Source organism: Prosthecobacter fluviatilis (genome assembly GCF_042655725.1).
In the GTDB taxonomy this organism is placed as follows: domain Bacteria; phylum Verrucomicrobiota; class Verrucomicrobiia; order Verrucomicrobiales; family Verrucomicrobiaceae; genus Prosthecobacter; species Prosthecobacter fluviatilis.
Window position 1 is genome coordinate 190437 of the sequence record NZ_JBHSMQ010000004.1, and the last position, 20344, is coordinate 210780.

The following is a 20344-nucleotide window of genomic DNA, read 5'->3' on the forward strand; positions in this document are numbered from 1 at the left end:
GGGTTCGTGCTATTGGAAAACATCCGCTTCCTTGCGGAAACCATCCTTCACAACGGTCTCGCGCAGGTTTTCCTTCGTCACGGAGACAATGTCCAGCAGCACGGTGGGCACCTCGACCTGACCGTTGGGGATGGCATCCTTGGCCACCAGCGGCTTGCGCTGCGCGAGTTTGAGCGCCAGTTCCGCAGCCTTGGTGGCGATGCTCTGGATGGGTTTATAAACGGTCATGGACTGGGTGCCCTGAGCGATGCGCTGACACGCAGCGAGGTCGGCGTCTTGACCGGTGACGATGATCTTTCCGGCCAGCCCTTCCTCCATCAGTGCCTGGATCGCGCCGCCCGCCGTTCCGTCGTTGCTGGCGAGGATGGCGTCGAAATTCGGGCCGTTTTTGGTGATGGCGGCATTGGTGATCTTCTTGGCGCTCTCGGGTTTCCAGTCTTCCGCCCAGTCTTCAAAGATCACCTCTACCTTGCCGGCGGCGATGAGTGGCTGCAGCACGTTGTCCTGCCCCTGCTTGAAGAGCTTGGCGTTGTTGTCCGTCTTTGCGCCATAGATCCGGATGAGGCGCAGCTTGCCTGCTGCGGGGATGCGCTCTGCCAGGAACTTTGCCTGCAGCTCGCCCACCTTCACATTGTCAAAGGTCAGGTACAGATCCAGGTCGCAGTCCGTGATGAGCCGGTCATAGGAGAGCACCGGAATGCCCGCCTGATGCGCCAGTTTCACCGCCTTGGCCATGGCCGCGCCATCGTGTGGGATGATGACGAGCGCGTCCACTTTCTGGGTGATGAGGCTCTCCACATTTTGCAGCTGGATCGCGTCGTTGCTGTTGGCGGACTGCACCAGCACATCAGCCCCAGCGGCCTTGATTTTCTCGGTGAAGAGATCGCGGTCCACCTGCCAGCGTTCCTCCTTGAGCGTGTCCATGGAAAGTCCGATCACAGGACGCTGCCGCACCGTCTTCCCGCCTCCAGCGCCACCCCGCGCGATCACAAGACCGGTGATGACGCTCAGGGCACAGGAGACGAGAACGAGCAGAATGCGGGCGGACATGCCCGCTGTTTTAGCGAAAGCGCAGGCCTAGTGCAAGCGTCCCGCGCGCGGTTTGAAAACCCATCGCCGCAACCGGGAGGGTTGTGCTACTTCTTCTTCGCCGCCTTTTTCGCGGGAGCCTTCTTGGCGGCTTTTTTAGCAGCAGCTTTCTTGGCAGGAGCCTTTTTGGCGACCTTCTTCGGCTTTGGCTCCTTGGGCTCGGGTGCGGGGGCTTCGACGGTCAGTGCCAGCTCAGGGGCATCGCCCCACAGCTCTTCGAGGGCGTAGTACTCACGCTTTTCAGGGGTGAGGATGTGCACCATCACGCTGCCATAGACGAGGATGATCCACTGGCTCTCGAAGTTGCCGTCCTTCACCGTGGGTGGCGTCTGGTGCTCCTCCTTCATGCGCTGCACGATCTCGTCGCGCACGGCGCGCAGCTGCGGGGTGGACAGGGCGGTGCAGAGCACAAAGTAGTCGGAGATGGGCGAGAGTCCGCGCAGGTCCAGGATGCGGATGTTCTCCGCTTTTTTGTCATCGGCGTAAAGGGCGCAGGCGCGGGCAATTTCGAGGTCTTCCATGGTGGTTTGTTATCTAACGCGCAGTCATAAGCATGTATTTGGGGCTTTTGACAGAACTTTTACACTCCCATCATGCAGCGTTGACGCAGGCTGCCGCCCATGCGCCACTCTCACGGCACCATGAAAATCCGCTCACGCCGCTGCTTTTGTCTTTTTCTTCACCTCGCTTGTGCCGGCACCAGCCTGCTTCATGCGCAGCAGGAAAAGCCCAAGGATCCCTTCATCAAAGATAAAAAGGTGGCGGCTGCTGTCCCCGCATCTGGAAAAGAAACGGGCGGCGAGCCCTATGGCGCGGGGAACGGGGCTGCGGCAGCGTCCCCCCAAAACGTGCAATGCCTGATCGAATCCTTCACCCTGCCGCAGGCGGACTACGCTGCGCTGCTGGATGCGCCTGAAGGCCATGACAGGCTCCACGCCCACTTGCTGGCCGCAGTGAGGGCTGGGACAGGCGCTGCAAGGCTGGACGCGTGCCACCTTATCACCACGAAAAGCGGCACCAGAAGCACTTTTGAATCTGTTGACGAGCTCATCTACCCTACGGAGTGGACGCCGGCGGATCGTGCAGGAGTGCAGTACCCCACGGCCTTTGAGATGCGCCAGATGGGGGATGTTTTTGAGTTTGAAGCCACGCTGGATGCTGAAGGCCGGACGCTGGCGGTCACGCAAGCGTTCAAGCGGGACCGCTTTTTAGGCTTCCGCCCGTACAAGGCGGACACCACTCTCAAAGGCATCCCGGTGATGGATGTCCTCTCACGAAATTCCTCCTCCGCCTGCCGCATGCTGCCTGGCTATCCCACGCTCATTGCCACGCTGAAGGATGCACAGCCGGGCGGCATCATGCTCGTCTATGCCACGCTTCAGGTCGTGACTTTGCCGGCGCCAGCCCCCAAGGCGGTTCCTGAAACGAGGCAGGGAAATCTGATCCTCACCGCAAGGGTCATTTCCGTGGACCGCATGAAGGGCTGGGAGCTTCTCAAAAAACATGCGGCAGACGGGGCTGCCTGTCTGGCGGCTTTGAAGCCCATGCTGGCGCAGAAGGAGGCCGCTCTGGAGCACATTGCCACCATCACGACGCAGTCAGGTGTGAGATCTCTGCACGAGTCAGGACTGATCCACACCTACGGCACCGAGTTTTCACCTCCCACAGAGGGCGTGCCAGCCCAGCCTGGCGACAATCCCAAAAAGCCGGGCACACCGGCCCGGCCGCCAGGACTGGCTGGTACCACTGCCCAGGAGCAGCGTGGCACCGGCTTCCGCCTCGAATTGGAGCCCACTGTTGAAGGTCCCTTTGTGCACCTCACCCTGGCTCCCGAGAATGTCAGCATCACGAGCAATCTGAAGGATAAAAATTACGATGAGCACTATCCTGAGCTGCCGCTTTTCTCCGTGCAGAAGACCACCACCGGCTATGCCCAGGTCATCGGCACCACCTACCTCATCGGCACCCTCAATCCGCCTGGAGACACGGGAGCGAACGAACACAAAGATGATGGCCGCATCTGGCTGCTGTTTATGGATGTGAACCCGGAATGAGTGCCGCTGCCCTAGCTTCCTCGTCCCGGCCCGCACCGTCAGTTTCCGGTGCGGGCCTCATGCTGGGCATGATGCTCGCACTGGCCTTCTGCATCGCCGCAGGAGGCGTCCTGGTGGCACGGAGGGAGACGGAGGTGCGGCGTGAGCGCGACCGCCAGGCACAGCATGCGCTGGACAGCGCCATGCAGGCGGAGGCGCGCAAGCTGGAGGAACTCTATGAAGGGCATCTCAGAAACACTGGCTCCCTGCTGGCGCAGTCCATGCGCGACAGCGAAGGCGCCCGCCGCATGGCGCAGAATGTAGAGGGAGTGCGGCGCGTGTCCTGGCTGTTTTGGAAAAGCGCCAGCCCGGAGACGCACCTCAGCATCGGTTTTCCTGCGGACCCGCCGCAGCCGGAGCCCACCATCGAGCGTGAGCACGGCGGCCTGCCGCGTCTGCGCGTGTTGCTCGATTCCAAGCGCCTCTTTGCCGACGTGGGCGGTCAGAGTTCCGGTTGGATCGATGAGCCCGGCAAGCCGCTGATGTTTTACGTGCAGGTGCTCGCCACGGCTGTGGTGCTGACGATTGAGCGCAGTGAAGTGGAAGCCGTCATGAATGGTTTTTTCCAAACATGGCTGCTCCAGGAGTTTCGTGCCGTGGAGCGGCTGGGCGGCCCGGATGCCGTGCAAGACGGGCACGGGAAAATTCTCTGCTCCGTGGGCAGGCCGCCAGCCCAGCGGCCGGATGTGATCGCGCCGGTCATCTCGCGCTTTGGCGTCTGGCAGATCGTCTCCTGGGACGAGCGGGTCATGCGTGCGGCCTACCACACGCCGACGCTTGCCGGGGCCTTGTCTCTGGCCCTGCTGGTGGCGGGTTGCGGCATAGGCATGAGCGCGCAGCAGCGCCGCGCAGCCCGGCTGGCGCAGGAGCGTGTCTCCTTTGTGAACCGCGTCTCCCATGAGCTGCGCACGCCCATGACGAATATCCTGCTGAATTTGGATGTCATCGCGGAGTCGGTGCCGGAGTCCGCAGTCAAGCGGCTGGGGCTGGTGCGTGAGGAGGCAGGGCGGCTGAGCCGTCTCATCGAAAACGTGCTGACATTTTCCCGCCAGGAGCAGGGGAGCTTGAAGCTCAATACCTGCCCATGCCTGCCAGCAGAGACCGTGAGCGGCATTGTGCGGCAGTTTGAGCCAGCCTTGCTGCGGCGTGGCATCACGCTGAGCCATGGCCACGAGGGGGGGGACAGCGAGGTGGTGCTGGATGCCGACGCCCTGGCGCAGATCACGGCAAATCTGCTCTCCAATGTGGAAAAATACGCGCCGAATGCCCCGGCAGCTGTACACACCCGGCAGAGCGAAGACTCATTCACGCTCACGGTGAGCGACGGCGGACCGGGTATTTCCGCCAGCGAGGCCGGGCACATCTTTGAGCCCTTCTATCGTGTGGATGACCGCGTGCAGGCCGGGGTTAGCGGCGCAGGGCTCGGGCTCAGCATCGCACAGGATCTGGCTCAGCGGATGGGCGGCTCGCTGCGGCTGCTGCCGATTGAGAAGGGCGCGTGTTTTGAGTTTCGCGTGCCGCTTGAAAAGCATGCCTGAACCTTTGACCATGCCGCGACCTACCCATGACCATCCTCCTTGCTGAAGACGATCCCGTCACCCTCGAAAGCCTGGCCGCATGCTTGCAGCCGGAGGGCTTTCGCGTATTGCTGGCGCGTGATGGCGAAGAGGCACTGATGCTTTGGCGCAAGCATCGACCCGACCTTCTGTGCCTGGACATCATGATGCCCGGTATGGATGGCTACGAAGTCTGCCGCCGCGTGCGCGCAGAGGATGCCGGAGTGCCCGTTTTGTTTATCTCGGCCAAGAGCGAGGAAATCGATGTCGTCGTCGGGCTGCGTCTGGGGGCGGATGACTTTGTGCGCAAGCCCTTTGGCAAGCACGAACTCATTGCGCGCATCGGCTCCGCACTGCGACGCACACAGGTGGCCAGGTCTCCGGTGGGCAGGTTTCAGATGGGCTCCTTGTCTGTGCTGCCCGCAGAGCTCCGTGCGCAGCGCGAGGGCGAAAGCATGGACCTTACCCCGCGTGAGGTGTCCATTTTGAAACTGCTGCATGAGCGCGCCGGGCAGGTGCTCAGCCGTGACACCCTGCTGGATGTGTGCTGGGGACTCGACTACATGCCGGAAAGCCGCACGCTGGACCAGCACATCGCCAAACTGCGCAAGAAGATCGAGCGCGAGAGCGAGGAGATCATCGAGACGGTACGCGGTGTGGGCTACCGCTGGCGTGGTCAGGGATAAAGCAGGAAACGCTGCCTCTGGGAGCGGAAGCCCTGATTGTAGCTCTGCCACCTCGACACGATGCTCATGGCCGGCACGCCGCGCCGCAGGTCGTGGTATAGGGACTCGCTGCCATACACCTTGTTAAAAAGGTTCAGCTTGGACCCTCCCATGCGGCCGATAACCTTGCCACCGGAGAGGCGGTTGATCTCTGCCAGCAGCAGCACATCCAGCGCGGTGATGTCTGCCGTGGCACGGGGGGAGATGTTGAGGCGCACCCCGCCAAAGCCATTCTTCGCATAAGGTGAGTAGCTCACGCCGGGCGTGTTCAGCCGCTGGCAGTAGGCATACAGCGCCTGCGGATTTACCCCGCTGCCACCTGCGTAGCCAAAGGGGTTTTCCGTGCCGATGCCGATGTCCACCGAAGTCGCACCGCCCAGGATGCCCGTTGCCAAATAATAAAAAGGGGAGGTGGCATGTGGAATGTTTGGGGAGGTCTGGTACCAGCGCAGCCCCGTGTCCTGCCACGTCATGCCGCGGCTCCAGCCCTGCATTTTCACCACGTCCAGCCTTGGCACCCGCGCCACCCAGCCGCGGGAGCACGCCATCATGGCCAGTTCACCGGCCGTCATGCCATGTACGTAGGGCACCGGGATCTGGCCCACGAAGGATTTCCATTTGGACTCCAGCGGCGGTCCTTCCACACGCCAGCCGCCCAGCGGATTGGGCCGGTCCAGCACCACAAACTGCTTACCGCATTCCGCCGCCGCCTCCATGGCCACGATCATGGTGCTGATGTAGGTGTAGCTGCGGCAGCCAATGTCCTGGAGGTCAAACACCAGCACATCGATGGGGGCCAGCATCGCTGGCGTGGGCTTGCGCGTCGGGCCGTAGAGGGAGTACACAGTCAGGCCCGTCACATTGTCACGCCGCGTACTCACATGCAGCCCCGCGCCGATGGTGCCGTCAATCCCATGCTCCGGTGCATACAGCGCCACCAGATTCCGACCCAGCCCGCGTTGCATGGCCGTCCGCGTGCGCTCCCCGCGTCCCGTCATGCTCGTCTGGTTGGTGATCAGACCCACCCGCTTGCCACGGATCAGGTCAAAGCCACGCGACTCCAGCACATCGATCCCCAGCATGAAGGGCCCCTGCTGCGGCTGATAGGACGGCGCTGTCTGCTGCTGCTGATAAGCCTGCGGCGCAGGCAGCTGGCACGCAGCCAGAACAAGAGAGCCCAGGGCAGCTGCGAGCGGAAAAAATATGCGGGGGAAAAGCATGCGCAGTCTTTAGCGGCGAATGCCACAAGCGGCAACGTCACGGATCAGCGAAATGCACGAGCCGCTCACTTGCCTGCCTGGGCAGTGGAGGCTGCCGGTGAGTCGAGCTGCAGCAGGCGCTTGGATTCCTCCAGGGCGAACTTGGCATCCTTGAAGGGCTCCCAGCTGATGTCCTGCCAGCGCTGCCTGCCCTGCGTGTCGATGAGAATCGTGGCATGCAGGTTTTCGTTTTCGAAGTCGTCGTGAGCCCGCACCTTTTTGAAGGCCGCAAGGCTGGCGTCGCTCAGGATGGGGAAGGGGAGAGGCTGGTCGGCTTTGAGGTTGAGCTTGGGGCGAATGCCTGTGGCGACCTGCGGAGTTTCGAGCGTGACGGCTACGAGTTGAATGCCCGCCTTGTCGAATTCGGCGGCAGCCTTTGCGAAAGCCTGGATTTGCTCGACGCAATGCCCGCAGTCATGGCCGAGATAGAAAAGGAAGAGGGTGGGCTTCTTGGCGGTAAAGTCGGTGCTTTTCACAGAGTTGCCATCAAGCGTCAGGGCTTCAAAAACCGGAGCCTTGGGGGCACTCCAGTGGACAGGGCCGAGCGTGGTGATTTCAGGCCGGATGCCGCTGTCGGTGCGTTTTGGAGCTGGCGCAGGCCAGTCGCTCTGGATGCCGAAGGATTTGGCGAGGGAGTCGAGGCGTTTGGCGATCGGCAGATCACGATCCATGGCGTAGGCCAGCTTGCGGGTGTCTTCGAAGGCTTTCTTAGCCTCCTCTGTTTTGCCGCAGGCCTGGAGGACTTCGGTCTTCGTGGCAAGGCCGACGAGATCCTGGGTGAAGCTCTTGGTAAGTTCAGCGGCCTGCACCTTGTCGTCAAATATGAGCCAGTAGCGGGCGAGACGTTCCTTGGGGATGTCGAGTGACTTGAGGTCTGCCAGCAGTTTGTTCGTTTCGGCGCGGCGGATTGGGCCATCCTTGCTGCCAAGCGCCACGAGTGCCTTGAGTTCGGCGATGGCACTGGCTTTGGCCTTCACTTCCGACCTGGGGCTTTTTTTGGGCTTGGTCTCCGGGGCCGCTGGTTTGGAGTCTGACTTGGCAGGTGCTGCGGCCTGTTTGTCGTCAGTCTCGGCCTTCGGAGGCGGCGGTATGACCACGGCTTCGAGTTGCTTCAAGGCTGCGGCGGTGGCGGGCACGTCGCCGAGCTGAAAACAGGCAAGCCCCATAGCGTGCAGACGTGTGATGTCATGGCTGGCCTGGCCAACAGGTGTCTGGGTGAAGGCTTTGACTTCATTCCAGTTTTCCCATTTCAGGAGGGTCTCGATCAAGCGGGTGCGGCCGTAGCTGGCGGAGGTAGAGGGCTTATCCAGAGTGTTATAGACGGGGTGGCGGGGGATGGCGATGAGACTGCGGGCCAGGGCCTCGGCGTCTTTGGCGCGGCCGAGGTCGTTGTAGGTGCGGGTGAGCCACTCCTCGTTGTGAGCGTAATTGTGTATCTGATCCGGCAAAATATAGGTGCGGATCATGTAGGCGTGGTCCACGCGGGTGCTGGCCTCCTGCTGCCAGGCGGCGTCATCCGGGCGCTTCAGCTTGGAAAAGGTGTGTCCGGGCATGTGCCACATATGGGCAATGCCAGGGGCGGCCTGTCCGCAAAGCGCGCCCGACTTGAGGGCGAATATGGGCTTGGTCTGATCCCACAGGTGGATGCGGTAGTGGTGCGCAGGGTGGTTCGGCACGGCTGCGAAGACCTGATCCAGCAGGGCATCGACCGCCTGCAGGCTGGACATGGGGGCCTCTTCGCGGGAGAACCAGATGCGCCAGACGAGGAAGGCCTTGGCTTCGATGTCCTTGGGGTCGTCCTGCACGAGGGTCTCGAAGTCCTTGATGCAGTCGAGGCTCTTCTGCCTTTTGTCGCGTTTGTCGGGGTCGCGGTAGAGATTTTCGAGGGTTGCGATCCATTTTTGCTCGCGTGGCGAGGCCTTGGCTTTGAGCGGGGAGGCTTTCTTGATGAAGGCTTTGGCGCGCTTCTCGTTGTTCACGTTGGCCATGCTCATGCCCCAGTAGGCCATGGCGCAATCGGGGTCGATGGCGGCCACCTGACGGAAGGAGCGCTCGGCCTCATAATACCAGAAGCCGTGGAGCTGGCCGACGCCCTGGGTGAAGAACTTCTGCGCGTCCGGGTTCTTGGAGCTGATGGGGAAATGCACCGCATCTCCGCAGCCGGGAATGAACACCGCCGCCTGGCGGGGCCCCTCATTGAAGGCCTCACCGTTGGCGGAATGTCCGGGGTCGCCGTGAGCTTGAAACGAGAATGCAAGAGCGAGAGCTGGAGCAAAGATGTGGCGCATGGGAAGGCAAGTAGAACGCTGCAAGGGGGCAGAAGTTAAGATTTGTGGCGTAAAAAAGCAAAATGCCCGGAGGGATAACCACCGGGCATTTGCAAAGCTAACCATGGGAAGTCTTATTTTCCATATCCCGGCTCGGCCTTGCCGTTCTCGTTGATGTGGCCGGTGGTCCAGAGGATGGCACGGGTCACGAGGTCGAGGTAGCGGGTGTCTGAGACGGTGGCGGTGTTGTGGCCGATGGTGGTGCTGAAGATCTTGGTCTTGTTCGGGCCGTATTCGTTGGTCCAGGCGACCACGCTGGTGGCTTCCGTGGGCTTGGCATCGGGAGGCAGCGTTTCGCCTTTTTTGGCCTTTGGCGGCACGATCTGCACCCCGGTGGCCAGAGCCTTGCCGGTGAGAATCTGCACGTTGTTGTAGAGTTCCTCCTTGATGGTGGTCCAGTCTGCCATGCCCTGGGTGATGGGGTGGTTCTTGTCTGTGAAGGTGATGGCGATGGGCTCCTGCGGGCCGTGGCCGGTGGACTGGAGGCCCAGCATCTCGTACCAGCCGGCGTTGTCCGCGCCAGCCTTCACGGGCTCGCGGAAATTGCCCCAGCGGTAGCTGTGCATGGCGCAGTGCAGATTCACGGCGGGCTTGCCAGCTTTGTGCGCGTCCAGAATGGCACCGACGTAGGCAGGGTCGGTCACATCGGCGCTGCATTCATCGTGGACGATGACGTCAAAATCCTTGGCCCAGTCCTTGGCCTTGTAGATTTCAAAGGTGGCCTTGGTGGTTTTGTCGGGATTGTAGGCGACATCGACAATGGCGTTCAGACGGGCTTCGATGCCTTCCTTGAGCACGAGGTGCTGCTTGTCGTATTCATGGCAGCAGCCTCCGGCGACTATGAGGACTCGCAGCGGCTTGACGGCGGTGTCGGCGGCCTGGGCGAGGAACAGGGCGGCTGTGACGGTGAGCGTGAGAAGAGGAAAGAAAAGTCGCATGAGGGGATGGTTGGTTGGGAGGGGGCTGTGCAGCTGATTGCAGCGCGGATGGAACGGGATGTCGAGCGGGAAAATTGCGGGCAGCTTTGACAGCCCGTGGTTCTGCGGCATGTCTGGGACGTGGGAGATTTTTTATCATTCGAAGATTTGATGAACTGGAACGCAGCGGCCGGGCGCTTCACGCCGCCTGCCCGTCTGGCGGTGATCGGGGACCCTATCGGCCACTCGCGCAGTCCGCAGATGCACAACCCGGCGCTGCAGGCCTGCGGCATCGACGCGCAATACATCCGCGTGCAGGTGCCCGTGGGCAGCGTGGCGCAGGCCTTTCGCCAGTTTGCCGCTTGCGGCTTCCTCGGCGTCAATATCACCATCCCGCACAAGTTTGAAGCTTTGGATGCGGTGGACGTGCTCGATCCGCTGGCGCGCCAGCTCGGTGCGGTGAACACGCTGGCCATTCGCGAGGGCACTCTCCACGGCTACAACAGTGACGGCCCCGGCTTTCTCCGCAGTGTGAAGGAAGCGTTTGGTGCAGATATCAAAGACCTGCGGGTGCTCATCATCGGTGCAGGTGGCGGTGCCGGGCGTGCGGTGGCGGTGCAGAGTGCACTAAGGGGCTGCCCAAAACTGGTTTTGGTGAACCGCTCGCAGGCTAAGGCTGAGGCTGTGGCAGCTGAGATTGGCACGCTGGGCTGCTGCCCTGAGGCGACTGTGGCGTCATGGAGTGATGATGCGCTGGCAAGAGCGCTGGCAGAGGTCGATTTGATCGTGAATGCCACTTCATTAGGAATGAAGCCTAGTGACGCCAGGCTGCTGCCCGAAGGTGTGCTGAGGGCAGACCACCTTGTTTTTGACATGGTCTATCGCGCCGATGGCTGCACCCCGCTGCTGGCGGATGCCAGGGAGGCAGGGGCGAGGACAGTGGACGGGCTTTCACTCCTGCTGCATCAGGGGGCCATCTCCTTCGAGCACTGGTTTGACCGGCCAGCCCCGCTGGAAGCCATGCGTGCAGGCTTGCAGAAAGCCGTGCTGGGGTGAACAGTTTGCGCTCGCATGAGCTCCTCGCGCCATTTTGTCCTCAGCTTTTTTGGGCCTGTTGTCGCCAGCGGGTTTTTTTGCGGGTTCATCTGGCTGATCTGGAGCTGGCTGGAGCGCCATCACATCCCGCCCCTGGTGACGATGCTGGTGGGAGCGCTGGTGGTCGGCATGATCACCCGGCGAATTGTGCGCAGCTGCGTGGCGGTGACCTGCCCGTTTTGTGGTGGAAAAAGCTACGAAATCCCTCACCGGGGGAACCGGTTTATGTGCCAGGTCTGTGGCAAAGACCACTAGGAAATGTTGAGTGGCAATAAATCGGCTTGCTGAATCTCATGAAAGTCGTTACCTATATGCAGCGTTTGAGTCCATGACTCTGCCAACGGCTTTCCACTGAAAGCGCTTTAATCTGACTTTCTCCGCATGTTTTTTTCTTTGTCGCGTACACATACCCCGCATGAACGGGCGGCAGGTGACGCGTGCATGCCGGAACCGAGTCCGTGCTGATATGATGTTTTTTACAGCGCGTCTCATCACAACCCTTTTCCAGGTGTCTGCCACAAGGCGGCCTGGAGTTTCGAACACACCCGGAGGTATCCCATAAGCAATCCATTCCAGCAGTTGAGCGGCGGCAGTTTTGCGCCACGTCCCCAGCAAAACCAAGGCACCGGAGGCCCGCCGAGGCCTGCGGGCCAGGCAGGCCCCCCTAATTCAGCGCCGCGTCCAGCCGGACCACCCATGGGCGCCCCCCGTCCTTCAGGGCCTCCGCGTCCGGCCGGTGGCTATCAAGGATCTGGTGGTGGCTTTCGCCCCGGCGGTGGCAATCGTCCAGGCGGACGGGATCGTCCGAACGGCCGTTTTGTCGATCAAACCCGTGTGAATGAGCGCATTCGCGCGCCGAAGGTGCGTGTGGTCGAGGAGGATGGTCATCATCAGCTGGGGGTGATCCCCACGGCGCAGGCCATTCGGATCGCCAAAGAGCGTGGACTGGATCTGGTCGAGGTGGCTCCGAACGCTGACCCGCCCGTGTGCAAGATTGTCAATTACGGCAAATACAAGTACATTCAGGAGAAGCACAAGAAGGAGGCCCACAAGCATCAGAAGGGCGGCAAGGTGAAGGAAATGAAATTCCGCATCGGCATCGACCCTCACGATTACCTGATCAAGATCACGCATGCCGAGGACTTCCTGGCGGAAGGGCACAAAGTGCGCATCCAGCTCCAGTTCCGCGGGCGCCAGATGGCGCATCAGGAGCTCGGGCACCAGCTGGCCAAGAAGATCAAGGAAGACCTTCTGACCATGGGGCATGTGGATCAGGATCCGCGCATGGCGGGCCGTAACATCAACATGCAGCTCAGTCCTTTGCCGGAGCGTCAGCGCCACCGCAAGTTCAAGACGCACCTCAAAGGTGTGACTGAGCACAGCGACATCATCCACCACGAAGGGCATGACCCGCGTGAGGACAAGCATGATGAGCACGACGATCATCATGATGACGACGATCATCATGGGGAAAATCACAGCCAGCAGGCTCCCCCTGTGAAGCTGGCCCCAACGCCGCCTCTGGAGTAGTTGTCTCCCATAGATCACGAAGGGCAGGACTTGAGTCCTGCCCTTTTTATTTTGGGTGCTGACTGGCGACAGGCCTGGTTTCCTGGGCGTGAAGCAGCGGGGTGCGTCTCAGTTTAGGCTACCGATGCCGCGAGCTCGCGCATGGACTGCTCCATGTCCGGCGGGCCGAAGGAGGAGGTGCCGCAGACGAAGAGGTTGGCGCCGTTCTTTTTGGCGATGGGGGCGGTGCTTGTGTAAATGCCGCCGTCCACTTCGAGGTGGTAGTTCAGGCCGTGGGCGGCGCGGTAGTCGCGTGCTGCAGCGAGCTTTGGCATGGTTTCCTTTTCCATGAAGGGCTGGCCGCCGAAGCCGGGCACCACGGTCATGACCAGAAGAAGGTCAATGTCGCGGACAAAAGGCAGGGCGGCCTCAAACGGGGTACTCGGGTGCAGGGCCAGGCCGCAGTGGAGACCCGCCGCGCGGATGCGTTTCAGGGTTTCGGCGACGCTGGTGTCGTAGTTTGCCTCGACATGGATGGTGATGTTTTGGGCTCCAGCCTTGATGAAACGCTCCAGGTAATGGTCCGGGCGGTGGATCATGAGGTGAACATCCAAGTACATGTCGGTGCATTTGCGCACGGTCTGCACCATCTGCGGGCCGAAGGAGATGTTGTCCACGAAGTTCCCGTCCATCACGTCCAAGTGCAGCCACTGGGCTCCGGCGGCGGAGGCGCGCCTGACTTCGAGGTCGATCTTGGACCAGTCGGCAGCCAGCAGGGAAGGGAGGATGAGGTTCGTCGAGTGATGCATGGGGCTGAGATAAGGTTCCGGGTTTAAAGTTCAAGGTTTGAGTTATGCTGGAGCGCGTTTAATGAACCTGTGTGACTGACCCCCTGATCATCAATCCCTACGACGACGAACATTTCATGCGCGAGGCGCTGCGCCAGGCACGCAAGGCGGCGAAACAGGATGAGGTGCCCATCGGGGCTGTCATCGTGCACCAGGGCAGCATCGTCGGCCGCGCGTGGAACCAGGTGGAGACGCTGAAAGACGCCACAGCCCACGCGGAAATGCTGGCGCTCACCCAGGCTGAAAGCGCCCTGGGCGACTGGCGACTGACCGACTGTGACCTGTATGTGACCAAAGAGCCCTGTCCCATGTGTGCGGGGGCGATCATGCACTGCCGGGTGCGCCGCGTCATTTTTGGCTGTCCGGATGTCAAGGGTGGTGCCGCGGGTGGTTTTTGGAACCTCCTCCAGGCACCGAATCTCAATCACCGCACGGAAATCACCGCCGGGGTGCTGAATGACGACTGTGTCCGCATTCTGAAGGAATTTTTTGCTGAGGCCCGCCGCCGCCGAGCGGAGGGGCTGGAGCATAAGAAGGGTGCGGCTAAGGAGGCGACGGAGGATGGTGGCCTCGTTTTTGACGGGCCGTGAGGTGTGCTGGCTTTTCTCCTGGCTCCGGTTGATCATGCTCGGAGTAGGTCATGGAGACGGCCTGGTGAGCGATATTCACGAAGGGTGTAATGCTGGCGCTGGCAGGGGGAAGTTGGGAGAAAAGGTTTTCAAGATGCTTGCGCGTCATGATTGCCTTTCGGATTTCGGTGATCCTATATCACTGGTTTTGAATGAATCAGGGCATTGGTTGCCCTGATATGGCATCCAAGAGTTGGGAGGCTGTTCAAAAAACAGGCGGAGGAGCCTGCTGCGGGTAAGCTGCGGAGCTATTCATCCCCAGCAAAGGAGGCTATCACCCGAGGTTCTGTGCCCGACTTGAGCGCAAAAATTTCACAGCTGGCCGCATAGGCATCAGAGGCGTAGCGCTCGGCAAGATCGGCGGCAAACTCATCAACCAGCTCAGCCTTTGCTGGAAATATGTAGAGGGAGTGGCGGTCAGGGGTGGCGGCCCAGACTTCCTGGCCAAACAGGTCTGCGAAAATTTTTGGCAGGGAAGGGGCGATGATCAGGGTGGCGAAGAGCGGTGACTCACCACGATAAACAGCGTAGGCGATCCTGCCGTCTTCGCCCTTGATGAGTTCCGGCTTGAGCTGGAGGAGGCGCTTGTCTGCAGCGGTTTTGGCACGCGCTGCGAAGGATTCGACACTGAGGCCCAGCTTGGCGAAGGCCTCAGGTGTGTAGGCCTCAACACCGTTGAAGGCCTCGGTGCTCTCACGATAGCAGGTGAAAACGGTGCGCTTGGAATTGGGCAGAGTGATGGAATAGGCGCCGCGCAAGGCTTTGGGCTCCGGCATGAGGAGAAGGGACTCCAGCTTGCGCTCCGCTGGGGCTGGCTGCTGCTGGGCTGGGAGGGGGTGCAGCAAAAGAACAAAGAGGCAGAGAAGCGTGCGCATGATGCCAGTGTGGCGTGAAGTGATGACGATGCAAATACATGGGATTAATGCCCTTGGATGAGCTTTTTTGTGTGAGAATGCGTTAACAAGTGAGAGGCAATGTGAATAATTATTGCAAAAAGATCGAAATACCGCTTGCGGGGTGAGCAGGACTCGCCAAGATGCGCGCTCCCAAGGCCCAGCCTTCCCCCACGAAGCTGGCAAATCAAGATCCTCCACGGAGGCTCTTCATTATCGGAACCAGAACCGGAAAAGTCTGCGTATGCTCAATGTGAGCATGGCGCGCTGTCCCCCGAAACTGGCTACGAACAAAGCCGAGGTTCACAGCTCTTTCACACCATGCCCACCATCAATCAACTCGTCAGACACGGCCGCAAAGACAAAGCGGTAAAGTCGAAGTCTCCTGCGCTTGCCAAGTGCCCGCAGCGTCGTGGCGTCTGCCTCCAGGTGATGACCCGCACCCCCAAAAAGCCAAACTCCGCTCTGCGTAAGGTGGCCAAAGTGCGTCTGACCAATGGCTACGAAGTCATCGCCTATATCGGCGGTGAAGGTCACAATCTTCAGGAACACAGCATTGTGCTCGTCCGTGGTGGTCGTGTGAAAGACTTGCCCGGTGTGCGCTATCACATCGTCCGCGGCACCCTTGACTGCCTTGGCGTTGATGCCCGTCGTCGTGGCCGTTCCAAGTACGGTGCAAAGCGTCCAAAGGCAGGTGCTGCCGCCGCTACTGCGAAGAAGAAATAATTTCCGCTGATCTCACTCTTTATCTCATCAAGCCATGGCCCGCAGAAAACGCGTTTACACCAAAGAAGCCCGCAAGGACAGCCGTTACGACAGCGAACTCGTTGCAACGCTCATCAGCAACATCATGCTTGATGGCAAGAAGTCGCTCGCAGAGCGCATCGTTTATTCCGCCATTGAGACGCTCAACGACAAGACCGACAGCGTCGATCCTCTGGAGCTCTTCAATCGTGCGATTGAGAACACCAAGCCACGTGTCGAAGTCAAGGCTCGTCGTGTCGGTGGCGCCACCTACCAGGTCCCACTTGAAGTTTCCCCACGCCGTCAGGAGTCCCTGGCCATGCGCTGGATCGTCGGTTTTGCCCGTGGCCGCAAAGGTCAGGCAATGCACCGCGCCCTGGCCAATGAGCTGAAGGACGCCGCGCAAGGGCAGGGGAACGCCGTCCGCAAGCGTGACGACGTCCACAAGCAGGCTCAGGCCAACCGCGCCTTCGCCCACTTCCGCTTCTAATCGCTCCCACTTCACCTTTTCCGTCCACTTCACGTTTTTTCCGACCCATGTCGAACCCCAACTCCCCCAACCGCGAATTCCCACTTGAGCGTACCCGTAACATCGGGATCTGCGCCCACATCGACGCGGGCAAGACGACCCTGACCGAGCGTATTTTGTTCTACACGGGCATGATCCACAAGATCGGTGAAGTGCATGACGGCGCTGCCACCACCGACTGGATGGAGCAGGAAAAGGAACGTGGTATCACCATCACCTCCGCTGCTGTGACCGCCAAGTGGAAGCAGCTCAAGGAAGCTGGCATCTACAAGTCCCGCGAACTCGAAGACATCCGCGTCAACATCATCGACACCCCAGGACACGTGGACTTCACCGCTGAAGTGGAACGTTCCCTCCGCGTGCTCGACGGTGCGATCTTCGTGCTTTGCGGCGTGGCGGGCGTGCAGCCCCAGTCTGAAACGGTGTACCGCCAGGCTGAAAAGTATGGTGTGCCCCGTATCGCCTTCGTGAACAAGATGGACCGCACCGGCGCCAACTTCTTCAACGTGGTGAAGGACGTCCGCACCAAGCTCGGCGCTCCTGCTTTCCCGATCCTGATCCCGATCGGTGCTGAAGAAAATCTGATCGGCCAGATCGACGTGGTCAACCAGAAGTCCATCATCTACTCTGATGACGAAAAGTTTGGCTCCAAGTACACCGTGCGTGAACTGGAAGGTGACGAAGTCGCCACTGCCAAGGCAGCCTATGATGAGCTCCTCGATGCCGTCTGCAGCGCTGATGAAGAGCTGGGCATGATGTTCCTCGAAGAACAGCCCATCGGTCCGAAAGAACTCAAGGCCGGCCTCCGCCGCGCAGTGATCGCCAACAAGATCATCCCGATGGCCGGTGGTTCCGCCTTCAAGAACAAAGGCGTTCAGTATCTGATCGACGCCGTGATCGATTACCTCCCGGGCCCGCTCGACATCGAAGCCCAGAAGGGCACTGTGGTGGATGAGCCCGAAAACATCGTCGAGGCCAAGCCTGACGATAACGGCAAGTTCATCGCTCTCGGCTTCAAGCTGTGGTCGGACAAGTTTGGCCGTCTCGTCTTCTTCCGCGTTTACTCCGGCAAGGTTTCCAAGGGTGACACGATCTACAATCCCCGCACACGCAAGTCTGAGCGCGTGGGCCGCTTGATTCAGATCCAGGCTGCGGTGCACAAGGACATCGACACCTGCTACTCTGGCGATATTGCCGCCCTCGTGGGTGTGAAGGATGTCCGCACTGGCGACACTTTCTGCGACGAAAGCCTCGAAGTGCAGCTTGAGCCGCCGACCTTCCCAGAACCGGTGATCTCGATGGCCGTGGAGCCAAAGACCAAAGGCGACCAGGAAAAGATGGGCAACGCCCTCCAGCGTCTCTCCGAAGAAGATCCGACTTTCTTCGTCAAGACCGACGAAGAAACCGGCCAGACCATCATCGCTGGCATGGGCGAGCTTCACTTGGAAATTCTTTGCGACCGCCTCAAGCGCGAGCACAAGGTGGAAACAAACACCGGCAAGCCTCAGATTGCCTACCGCGAAACCCTCACACAGGAAGCCGATGGCGAAGGCAAGCTGGTCAAGCAGTCCGGTGGTCGTGGTCAGTATGGACACGTGGTCATCAAGGTGCGTCCTGGTGAAAAGGGCTCCGGCATCGTCGTCGAAAACAAGGTGGTCGGTGGTACGATTCCGAAGGAATTCATCAACCCTGCGAAGGCTGGCTGTATCGAAGCCGCACTGAACGGCATCATCGCCGGCTATCCGGTGATCGACATGCACATCGACCTGGTCGATGGTTCGAGCCACGAAGTGGACTCCAACGAAAACGCCTTCAAGATGGCTGGTATCTTCGCCGTGAAGGACGCCCTCAAGAAAGCCAAGTGCATCCTGCTTGAGCCGATCATGGCTGTGGAAGCCTCCACACCTGAAGACTATCAGGGCGACATCATGGGCGACTTGAACCGCCGTCGTGGCAAGATCCAGGGCATGGACAGCCGCGGCACCACCGCCATCCTGCGTGCCGAAGTGCCGCTCGCAGAAATGTTTGGCTATTCCACCGCCATCCGCACCCTTTCCTCCGGCCGCGCCAGCTACTCCATGCAGCCTTCTCACTTCGAGCAGGTGCCGCAGCAGATTGTTGAGCAGATCGTCGAGCAACGTGGAGGCTCCAAGGCATAACGCCCAAGCGCACTGAAACCCTACCCTAAGGACCAACGTCATGACAAATCAACGCATCAGAATCCGCCTCCGCGCCTATGACTACCGCGTGCTCGACAAGAGCACCGCAGACATCGTCGAAACCGCGAAGCGCACAGGCGCACGCGTCGCAGGCCCCATCCCGCTGCCGACCCGCATTGAGAAGTTCACCGTGAACCGCTCTCCGCACGTCGACAAGAAGTCGATGGACCAGTTTGAAATCCGCACGCACAAGCGCCTGCTTGACATTGTGGATCCCACCTCCCGCACTGTGGACGAGCTGAAGAAGCTTAATCTTCCCTCCGGCGTGGACATCACGATCAAGATCTAACTTGGTCTCATCACTTTTAAAAACAGGAGGACACACTCATGAGTCTCGGATTGATCGGTAAAAAACTCGGAATGACCAAAGTCTATGACGCCAAAGGCGACGCGATTTCGGTCACAGTGGTTGATGTCAGCGGCAACACCATCATTCAGGTGAAGCGCAGCGATGGCAAAGACAAGTACAGCGCAGTGCAGGTGGGCTACGGTGACCAGGAAAAAGAATCCCGCGTCAGCAAGCCTCTTCTTGGACACTTCAAGAAACACGGCTGCACGACCGCCAAGCGCATCGTCAAAGAATTCCGTCTTGCCAGCGACGACCAGCTGCCTGCGGCTGACGCGAAGCTCGACGCCAGCATCTTCAGCAACGGCCAGGTGGTTGACGTGATCGGCAACACCAAGGGCAAAGGCTTCCAGGGCGTTGTGAAACGCTGGAATTTCGCCGGACAGCCTGCTTCGCATGGTCACATGATGCATCGTCGTCCTGGTTCCATCGGCTGCCGTCTGACTCCCGGTCTCGTTTGGAAGAACCAGAAGATGCCCGGCCACGACGGCACCACGCGCTGCACCACGCAGAATCTGGTTGTCGTGCAGAGCCGCCCTGAAGAAGGCATCCTGCTCATCAAAGGCGCCCTCCCCGGCAACACTGGCAGCATCGTTGTGGTGCGCCCCGGCAAAAAGGCTGTCGCCAAGAAATAACCACGAGGAACTGAATCATGTCCGCGACCATTCTCTCAGCCGACGCCGCCAAGGCGGCCAACATTCAACTGACCGAGGGCTACAAAGGCTCCCAGGCTCTTAACGACACGCTGGTGGCCTACCGCGCCAACCGCCGCCAGGGCAATGCCCACACCAAGAACCGCTCTGAAGTTTCCGGCTCCGGCAAGAAGCTCTGGAACCAGAAGGGAACCGGCAACGCCCGTATGGGTTCGAAGCGTTCCCCCATCTGGAGTGGTGGTGGTGTCGTCTTCGGCCCACGCAACACCACGGTTTGGGCCAAGAAAACCACCAAGAACACCCGCAAGCTTGCTCTTCGTGCCGCTCTGACCGCCCGCATCCTGGACGGGGAAGTGCTTACCACCGCGAGCTTCGCCGTGGCTGATGGCAAGACCAAGAGCTTCATCGCTGCTGTCAATGGCCTTACCACCGCGAAAAACGTGCTCCTCATCGGCAAAGGCTTTGATGAGCTCACCTTCCGCGCCGGCCGCAATGTCCAGAACGTTCAGCTTATCTCCGCTGACGAAGTGAATGCCGAGCACCTTCTGCGCTATCGCAGCGTTGTGGTGACCGGTGACGCCCTTGAAACCCTTGCCAAGAGGACCGCCTGATCATGAAAGACCTTCATAAAGTCATCAAAACCATCCGTCTCAGCGAAAAAGCCACGCTGCTGGGCGAAAAAAACAACGAGTACGTGTTCTCCGTCGACGTCGAGGCTACCAAGATCGACATCAAGCAGGCCATAGAAAAGCTCTTTGGCAAAAAAGTCACCGGTGTCCGCACTGCGAACTATGACGGGAAGGCCCGTCGTGAGCGCCGCGCCGATTACGGCCGCACCAACCACTGGAAGAAAGCCATCGTCCGCCTTAAGGACGGTGAGAAGTTCGACCTCGCGTAAACCCAGGCACGCAAC

At 60.3% G+C, this 20344-nt stretch carries 21 protein-coding genes; 14 read left to right on the forward strand and 7 right to left on the reverse strand.

Features of this window, described 5'->3' with window-relative positions:
* Positions 1-9: 9 nt before the first annotated feature.
* Positions 10-1050 carry a sugar ABC transporter substrate-binding protein gene (locus tag ACFQDI_RS12195; protein WP_377166884.1) on the reverse strand — a complete coding sequence of 347 codons (1041 nt, stop codon included), beginning with the start codon at positions 1048-1050 and terminating at the stop codon, positions 10-12.
* A gap of 86 nt (positions 1051-1136) precedes the next feature.
* Positions 1137-1610, reverse strand: coding sequence for a ribosome silencing factor (gene rsfS / locus ACFQDI_RS12200; protein ID WP_377166886.1), 474 nt, complete (start codon positions 1608-1610; stop codon positions 1137-1139).
* 120 nt (positions 1611-1730) lie between these two features.
* On the opposite strand from rsfS, the gene ACFQDI_RS12205 reads away from it, so the two are divergent.
* From ACFQDI_RS12205 to ACFQDI_RS12215, 3 genes are all read left to right on the forward strand, one after another.
* The gene (locus ACFQDI_RS12205) at positions 1731-3143 is read left to right on the forward strand and encodes a hypothetical protein (RefSeq protein WP_377166888.1); all 1413 of its coding nucleotides are present in this window, start codon (positions 1731-1733) and stop codon (positions 3141-3143) included.
* A 68-nt stretch (positions 3144-3211) separates the two neighbouring features.
* On the forward strand, positions 3212-4720 hold the full coding sequence (locus ACFQDI_RS12210; RefSeq protein WP_377166890.1) for a sensor histidine kinase: 1509 nt from the start codon (positions 3212-3214) through the stop codon (positions 4718-4720).
* A 26-nt stretch (positions 4721-4746) separates the two neighbouring features.
* Entirely contained in the window at positions 4747-5424 is a 678-nt protein-coding gene (locus tag ACFQDI_RS12215; RefSeq protein ID WP_377166892.1) for a response regulator transcription factor, read from the forward strand.
* Here ACFQDI_RS12215 and ACFQDI_RS12220 read toward each other — a convergent pair.
* From ACFQDI_RS12220 to ACFQDI_RS12230, 3 genes are all read right to left on the reverse strand, one after another.
* A complete protein-coding gene (locus tag ACFQDI_RS12220; protein WP_377166894.1) occupies positions 5415-6683 on the reverse strand; it encodes an exo-beta-N-acetylmuramidase NamZ family protein in 1269 nt (422 codons plus the stop codon). The two genes, ACFQDI_RS12215 and ACFQDI_RS12220, sit on opposite strands and share 10 nt — an antisense overlap.
* Before the next feature lie 65 nt (positions 6684-6748).
* Positions 6749-9010 (reverse strand): peroxiredoxin family protein, encoded by a 2262-nt coding sequence (locus tag ACFQDI_RS12225; RefSeq protein WP_377166896.1) that lies wholly within the window; start codon positions 9008-9010, stop codon positions 6749-6751.
* 113 nt (positions 9011-9123) lie between these two features.
* On the reverse strand, positions 9124-9987 hold the full coding sequence (locus ACFQDI_RS12230; RefSeq protein ID WP_377166898.1) for a ThuA domain-containing protein: 864 nt from the start codon (positions 9985-9987) through the stop codon (positions 9124-9126).
* Positions 9988-10137: 150 nt separating this feature from the next.
* Between ACFQDI_RS12230 and aroE the strand changes: the two genes are divergently transcribed.
* The 3 genes from aroE to infC all read left to right on the forward strand — a co-directional run bounded on the left by aroE (position 10138) and on the right by infC (position 12591).
* Positions 10138-11022: a shikimate dehydrogenase gene (gene aroE, locus ACFQDI_RS12235; RefSeq protein WP_377166900.1), complete on the forward strand. Its 885-nt coding sequence runs from the start codon at positions 10138-10140 to the stop codon at positions 11020-11022.
* Between the two features lie 15 nt (positions 11023-11037).
* Entirely contained in the window at positions 11038-11316 is a 279-nt protein-coding gene (locus ACFQDI_RS12240) for a hypothetical protein (protein ID WP_377166902.1), read from the forward strand.
* A 441-nt stretch (positions 11317-11757) separates the two neighbouring features.
* The gene (infC, locus tag ACFQDI_RS12245) at positions 11758-12591 is read left to right on the forward strand and encodes a translation initiation factor IF-3 (protein WP_377166904.1); all 834 of its coding nucleotides are present in this window, start codon (positions 11758-11760) and stop codon (positions 12589-12591) included.
* 113 nt (positions 12592-12704) lie between these two features.
* Here infC and rpe read toward each other — a convergent pair whose 3' ends face one another.
* A complete protein-coding gene (gene rpe, locus ACFQDI_RS12250; RefSeq protein ID WP_377166906.1) occupies positions 12705-13379 on the reverse strand; it encodes a ribulose-phosphate 3-epimerase in 675 nt (224 codons plus the stop codon).
* A gap of 71 nt (positions 13380-13450) precedes the next feature.
* Here rpe and tadA point away from each other — a divergent pair, with 71 nt between their 5' ends.
* Positions 13451-14008, forward strand: coding sequence for a tRNA adenosine(34) deaminase TadA (gene tadA / locus ACFQDI_RS12255; RefSeq protein WP_377166908.1), 558 nt, complete (start codon positions 13451-13453; stop codon positions 14006-14008).
* Positions 14009-14295: 287 nt separating this feature from the next.
* Here tadA and ACFQDI_RS12260 read toward each other — a convergent pair whose 3' ends face one another.
* Positions 14296-14922, reverse strand: coding sequence for a hypothetical protein (locus ACFQDI_RS12260; RefSeq protein ID WP_377166910.1), 627 nt, complete (start codon positions 14920-14922; stop codon positions 14296-14298).
* Positions 14923-15261: 339 nt separating this feature from the next.
* Between ACFQDI_RS12260 and rpsL the strand changes: the two genes are divergently transcribed.
* Genes rpsL through rplW form a run of 7 tightly spaced genes read left to right on the forward strand, consistent with a single transcriptional unit; the run spans position 15262 to position 20329 of the window.
* The gene (rpsL, locus tag ACFQDI_RS12265; RefSeq protein WP_377166912.1) at positions 15262-15666 is read left to right on the forward strand and encodes a 30S ribosomal protein S12; all 405 of its coding nucleotides are present in this window, start codon (positions 15262-15264) and stop codon (positions 15664-15666) included.
* 34 nt (positions 15667-15700) lie between these two features.
* Positions 15701-16174, forward strand: coding sequence for a 30S ribosomal protein S7 (gene rpsG / locus ACFQDI_RS12270; RefSeq protein ID WP_377166914.1), 474 nt, complete (start codon positions 15701-15703; stop codon positions 16172-16174).
* 47 nt (positions 16175-16221) lie between these two features.
* Complete coding sequence (gene fusA, locus ACFQDI_RS12275; protein WP_377166916.1) at positions 16222-18372, forward strand: elongation factor G; 2151 nt, start codon at positions 16222-16224, stop codon at positions 18370-18372.
* 40 nt (positions 18373-18412) lie between these two features.
* On the forward strand, positions 18413-18721 hold the full coding sequence (rpsJ, locus tag ACFQDI_RS12280; RefSeq protein WP_294398955.1) for a 30S ribosomal protein S10: 309 nt from the start codon (positions 18413-18415) through the stop codon (positions 18719-18721).
* Positions 18722-18759: 38 nt separating this feature from the next.
* Positions 18760-19413 carry a 50S ribosomal protein L3 gene (gene rplC / locus ACFQDI_RS12285; protein WP_377166919.1) on the forward strand — a complete coding sequence of 218 codons (654 nt, stop codon included), beginning with the start codon at positions 18760-18762 and terminating at the stop codon, positions 19411-19413.
* 17 nt (positions 19414-19430) lie between these two features.
* Entirely contained in the window at positions 19431-20042 is a 612-nt protein-coding gene (gene rplD / locus ACFQDI_RS12290; RefSeq protein ID WP_377166921.1) for a 50S ribosomal protein L4, read from the forward strand.
* Between the two features lie 2 nt (positions 20043-20044).
* The gene (rplW, locus tag ACFQDI_RS12295) at positions 20045-20329 is read left to right on the forward strand and encodes a 50S ribosomal protein L23 (RefSeq protein WP_377166923.1); all 285 of its coding nucleotides are present in this window, start codon (positions 20045-20047) and stop codon (positions 20327-20329) included.
* Positions 20330-20344 lie beyond the last annotated feature (15 nt).

Coding starts and splice junctions, on each gene's coding strand:
- rplC (WP_377166919.1), top strand. CDS start 18,760: ATGAGTCTCGGATTGATCGGTAAAAAACTCGGAATGACCAAAGTCTAT.
- ACFQDI_RS12215 (WP_377166892.1), top strand. CDS start 4,747: ATGACCATCCTCCTTGCTGAAGACGATCCCGTCACCCTCGAAAGCCTG.
- rsfS (WP_377166886.1), bottom strand. CDS start 1,610: ATGGAAGACCTCGAAATTGCCCGCGCCTGCGCCCTTTACGCCGATGAC.
- ACFQDI_RS12240 (WP_377166902.1), top strand. CDS start 11,038: ATGAGCTCCTCGCGCCATTTTGTCCTCAGCTTTTTTGGGCCTGTTGTC.
- ACFQDI_RS12205 (WP_377166888.1), top strand. CDS start 1,731: ATGAAAATCCGCTCACGCCGCTGCTTTTGTCTTTTTCTTCACCTCGCT.
- rpe (WP_377166906.1), bottom strand. CDS start 13,379: ATGCATCACTCGACGAACCTCATCCTCCCTTCCCTGCTGGCTGCCGAC.
- infC (WP_377166904.1), top strand. CDS start 11,758: ATGGGCGCCCCCCGTCCTTCAGGGCCTCCGCGTCCGGCCGGTGGCTAT.
- rpsG (WP_377166914.1), top strand. CDS start 15,701: ATGGCCCGCAGAAAACGCGTTTACACCAAAGAAGCCCGCAAGGACAGC.
- rpsJ (WP_294398955.1), top strand. CDS start 18,413: ATGACAAATCAACGCATCAGAATCCGCCTCCGCGCCTATGACTACCGC.
- ACFQDI_RS12230 (WP_377166898.1), bottom strand. CDS start 9,987: ATGCGACTTTTCTTTCCTCTTCTCACGCTCACCGTCACAGCCGCCCTG.
- ACFQDI_RS12225 (WP_377166896.1), bottom strand. CDS start 9,010: ATGCGCCACATCTTTGCTCCAGCTCTCGCTCTTGCATTCTCGTTTCAA.
- ACFQDI_RS12210 (WP_377166890.1), top strand. CDS start 3,212: ATGATGCTCGCACTGGCCTTCTGCATCGCCGCAGGAGGCGTCCTGGTG.
- fusA (WP_377166916.1), top strand. CDS start 16,222: ATGTCGAACCCCAACTCCCCCAACCGCGAATTCCCACTTGAGCGTACC.
- ACFQDI_RS12220 (WP_377166894.1), bottom strand. CDS start 6,683: ATGCTTTTCCCCCGCATATTTTTTCCGCTCGCAGCTGCCCTGGGCTCT.
- ACFQDI_RS12260 (WP_377166910.1), bottom strand. CDS start 14,922: ATGCGCACGCTTCTCTGCCTCTTTGTTCTTTTGCTGCACCCCCTCCCA.
- aroE (WP_377166900.1), top strand. CDS start 10,138: ATGAACTGGAACGCAGCGGCCGGGCGCTTCACGCCGCCTGCCCGTCTG.
- rpsL (WP_377166912.1), top strand. CDS start 15,262: ATGCCCACCATCAATCAACTCGTCAGACACGGCCGCAAAGACAAAGCG.
- ACFQDI_RS12195 (WP_377166884.1), bottom strand. CDS start 1,050: ATGTCCGCCCGCATTCTGCTCGTTCTCGTCTCCTGTGCCCTGAGCGTC.
- rplD (WP_377166921.1), top strand. CDS start 19,431: ATGTCCGCGACCATTCTCTCAGCCGACGCCGCCAAGGCGGCCAACATT.
- rplW (WP_377166923.1), top strand. CDS start 20,045: ATGAAAGACCTTCATAAAGTCATCAAAACCATCCGTCTCAGCGAAAAA.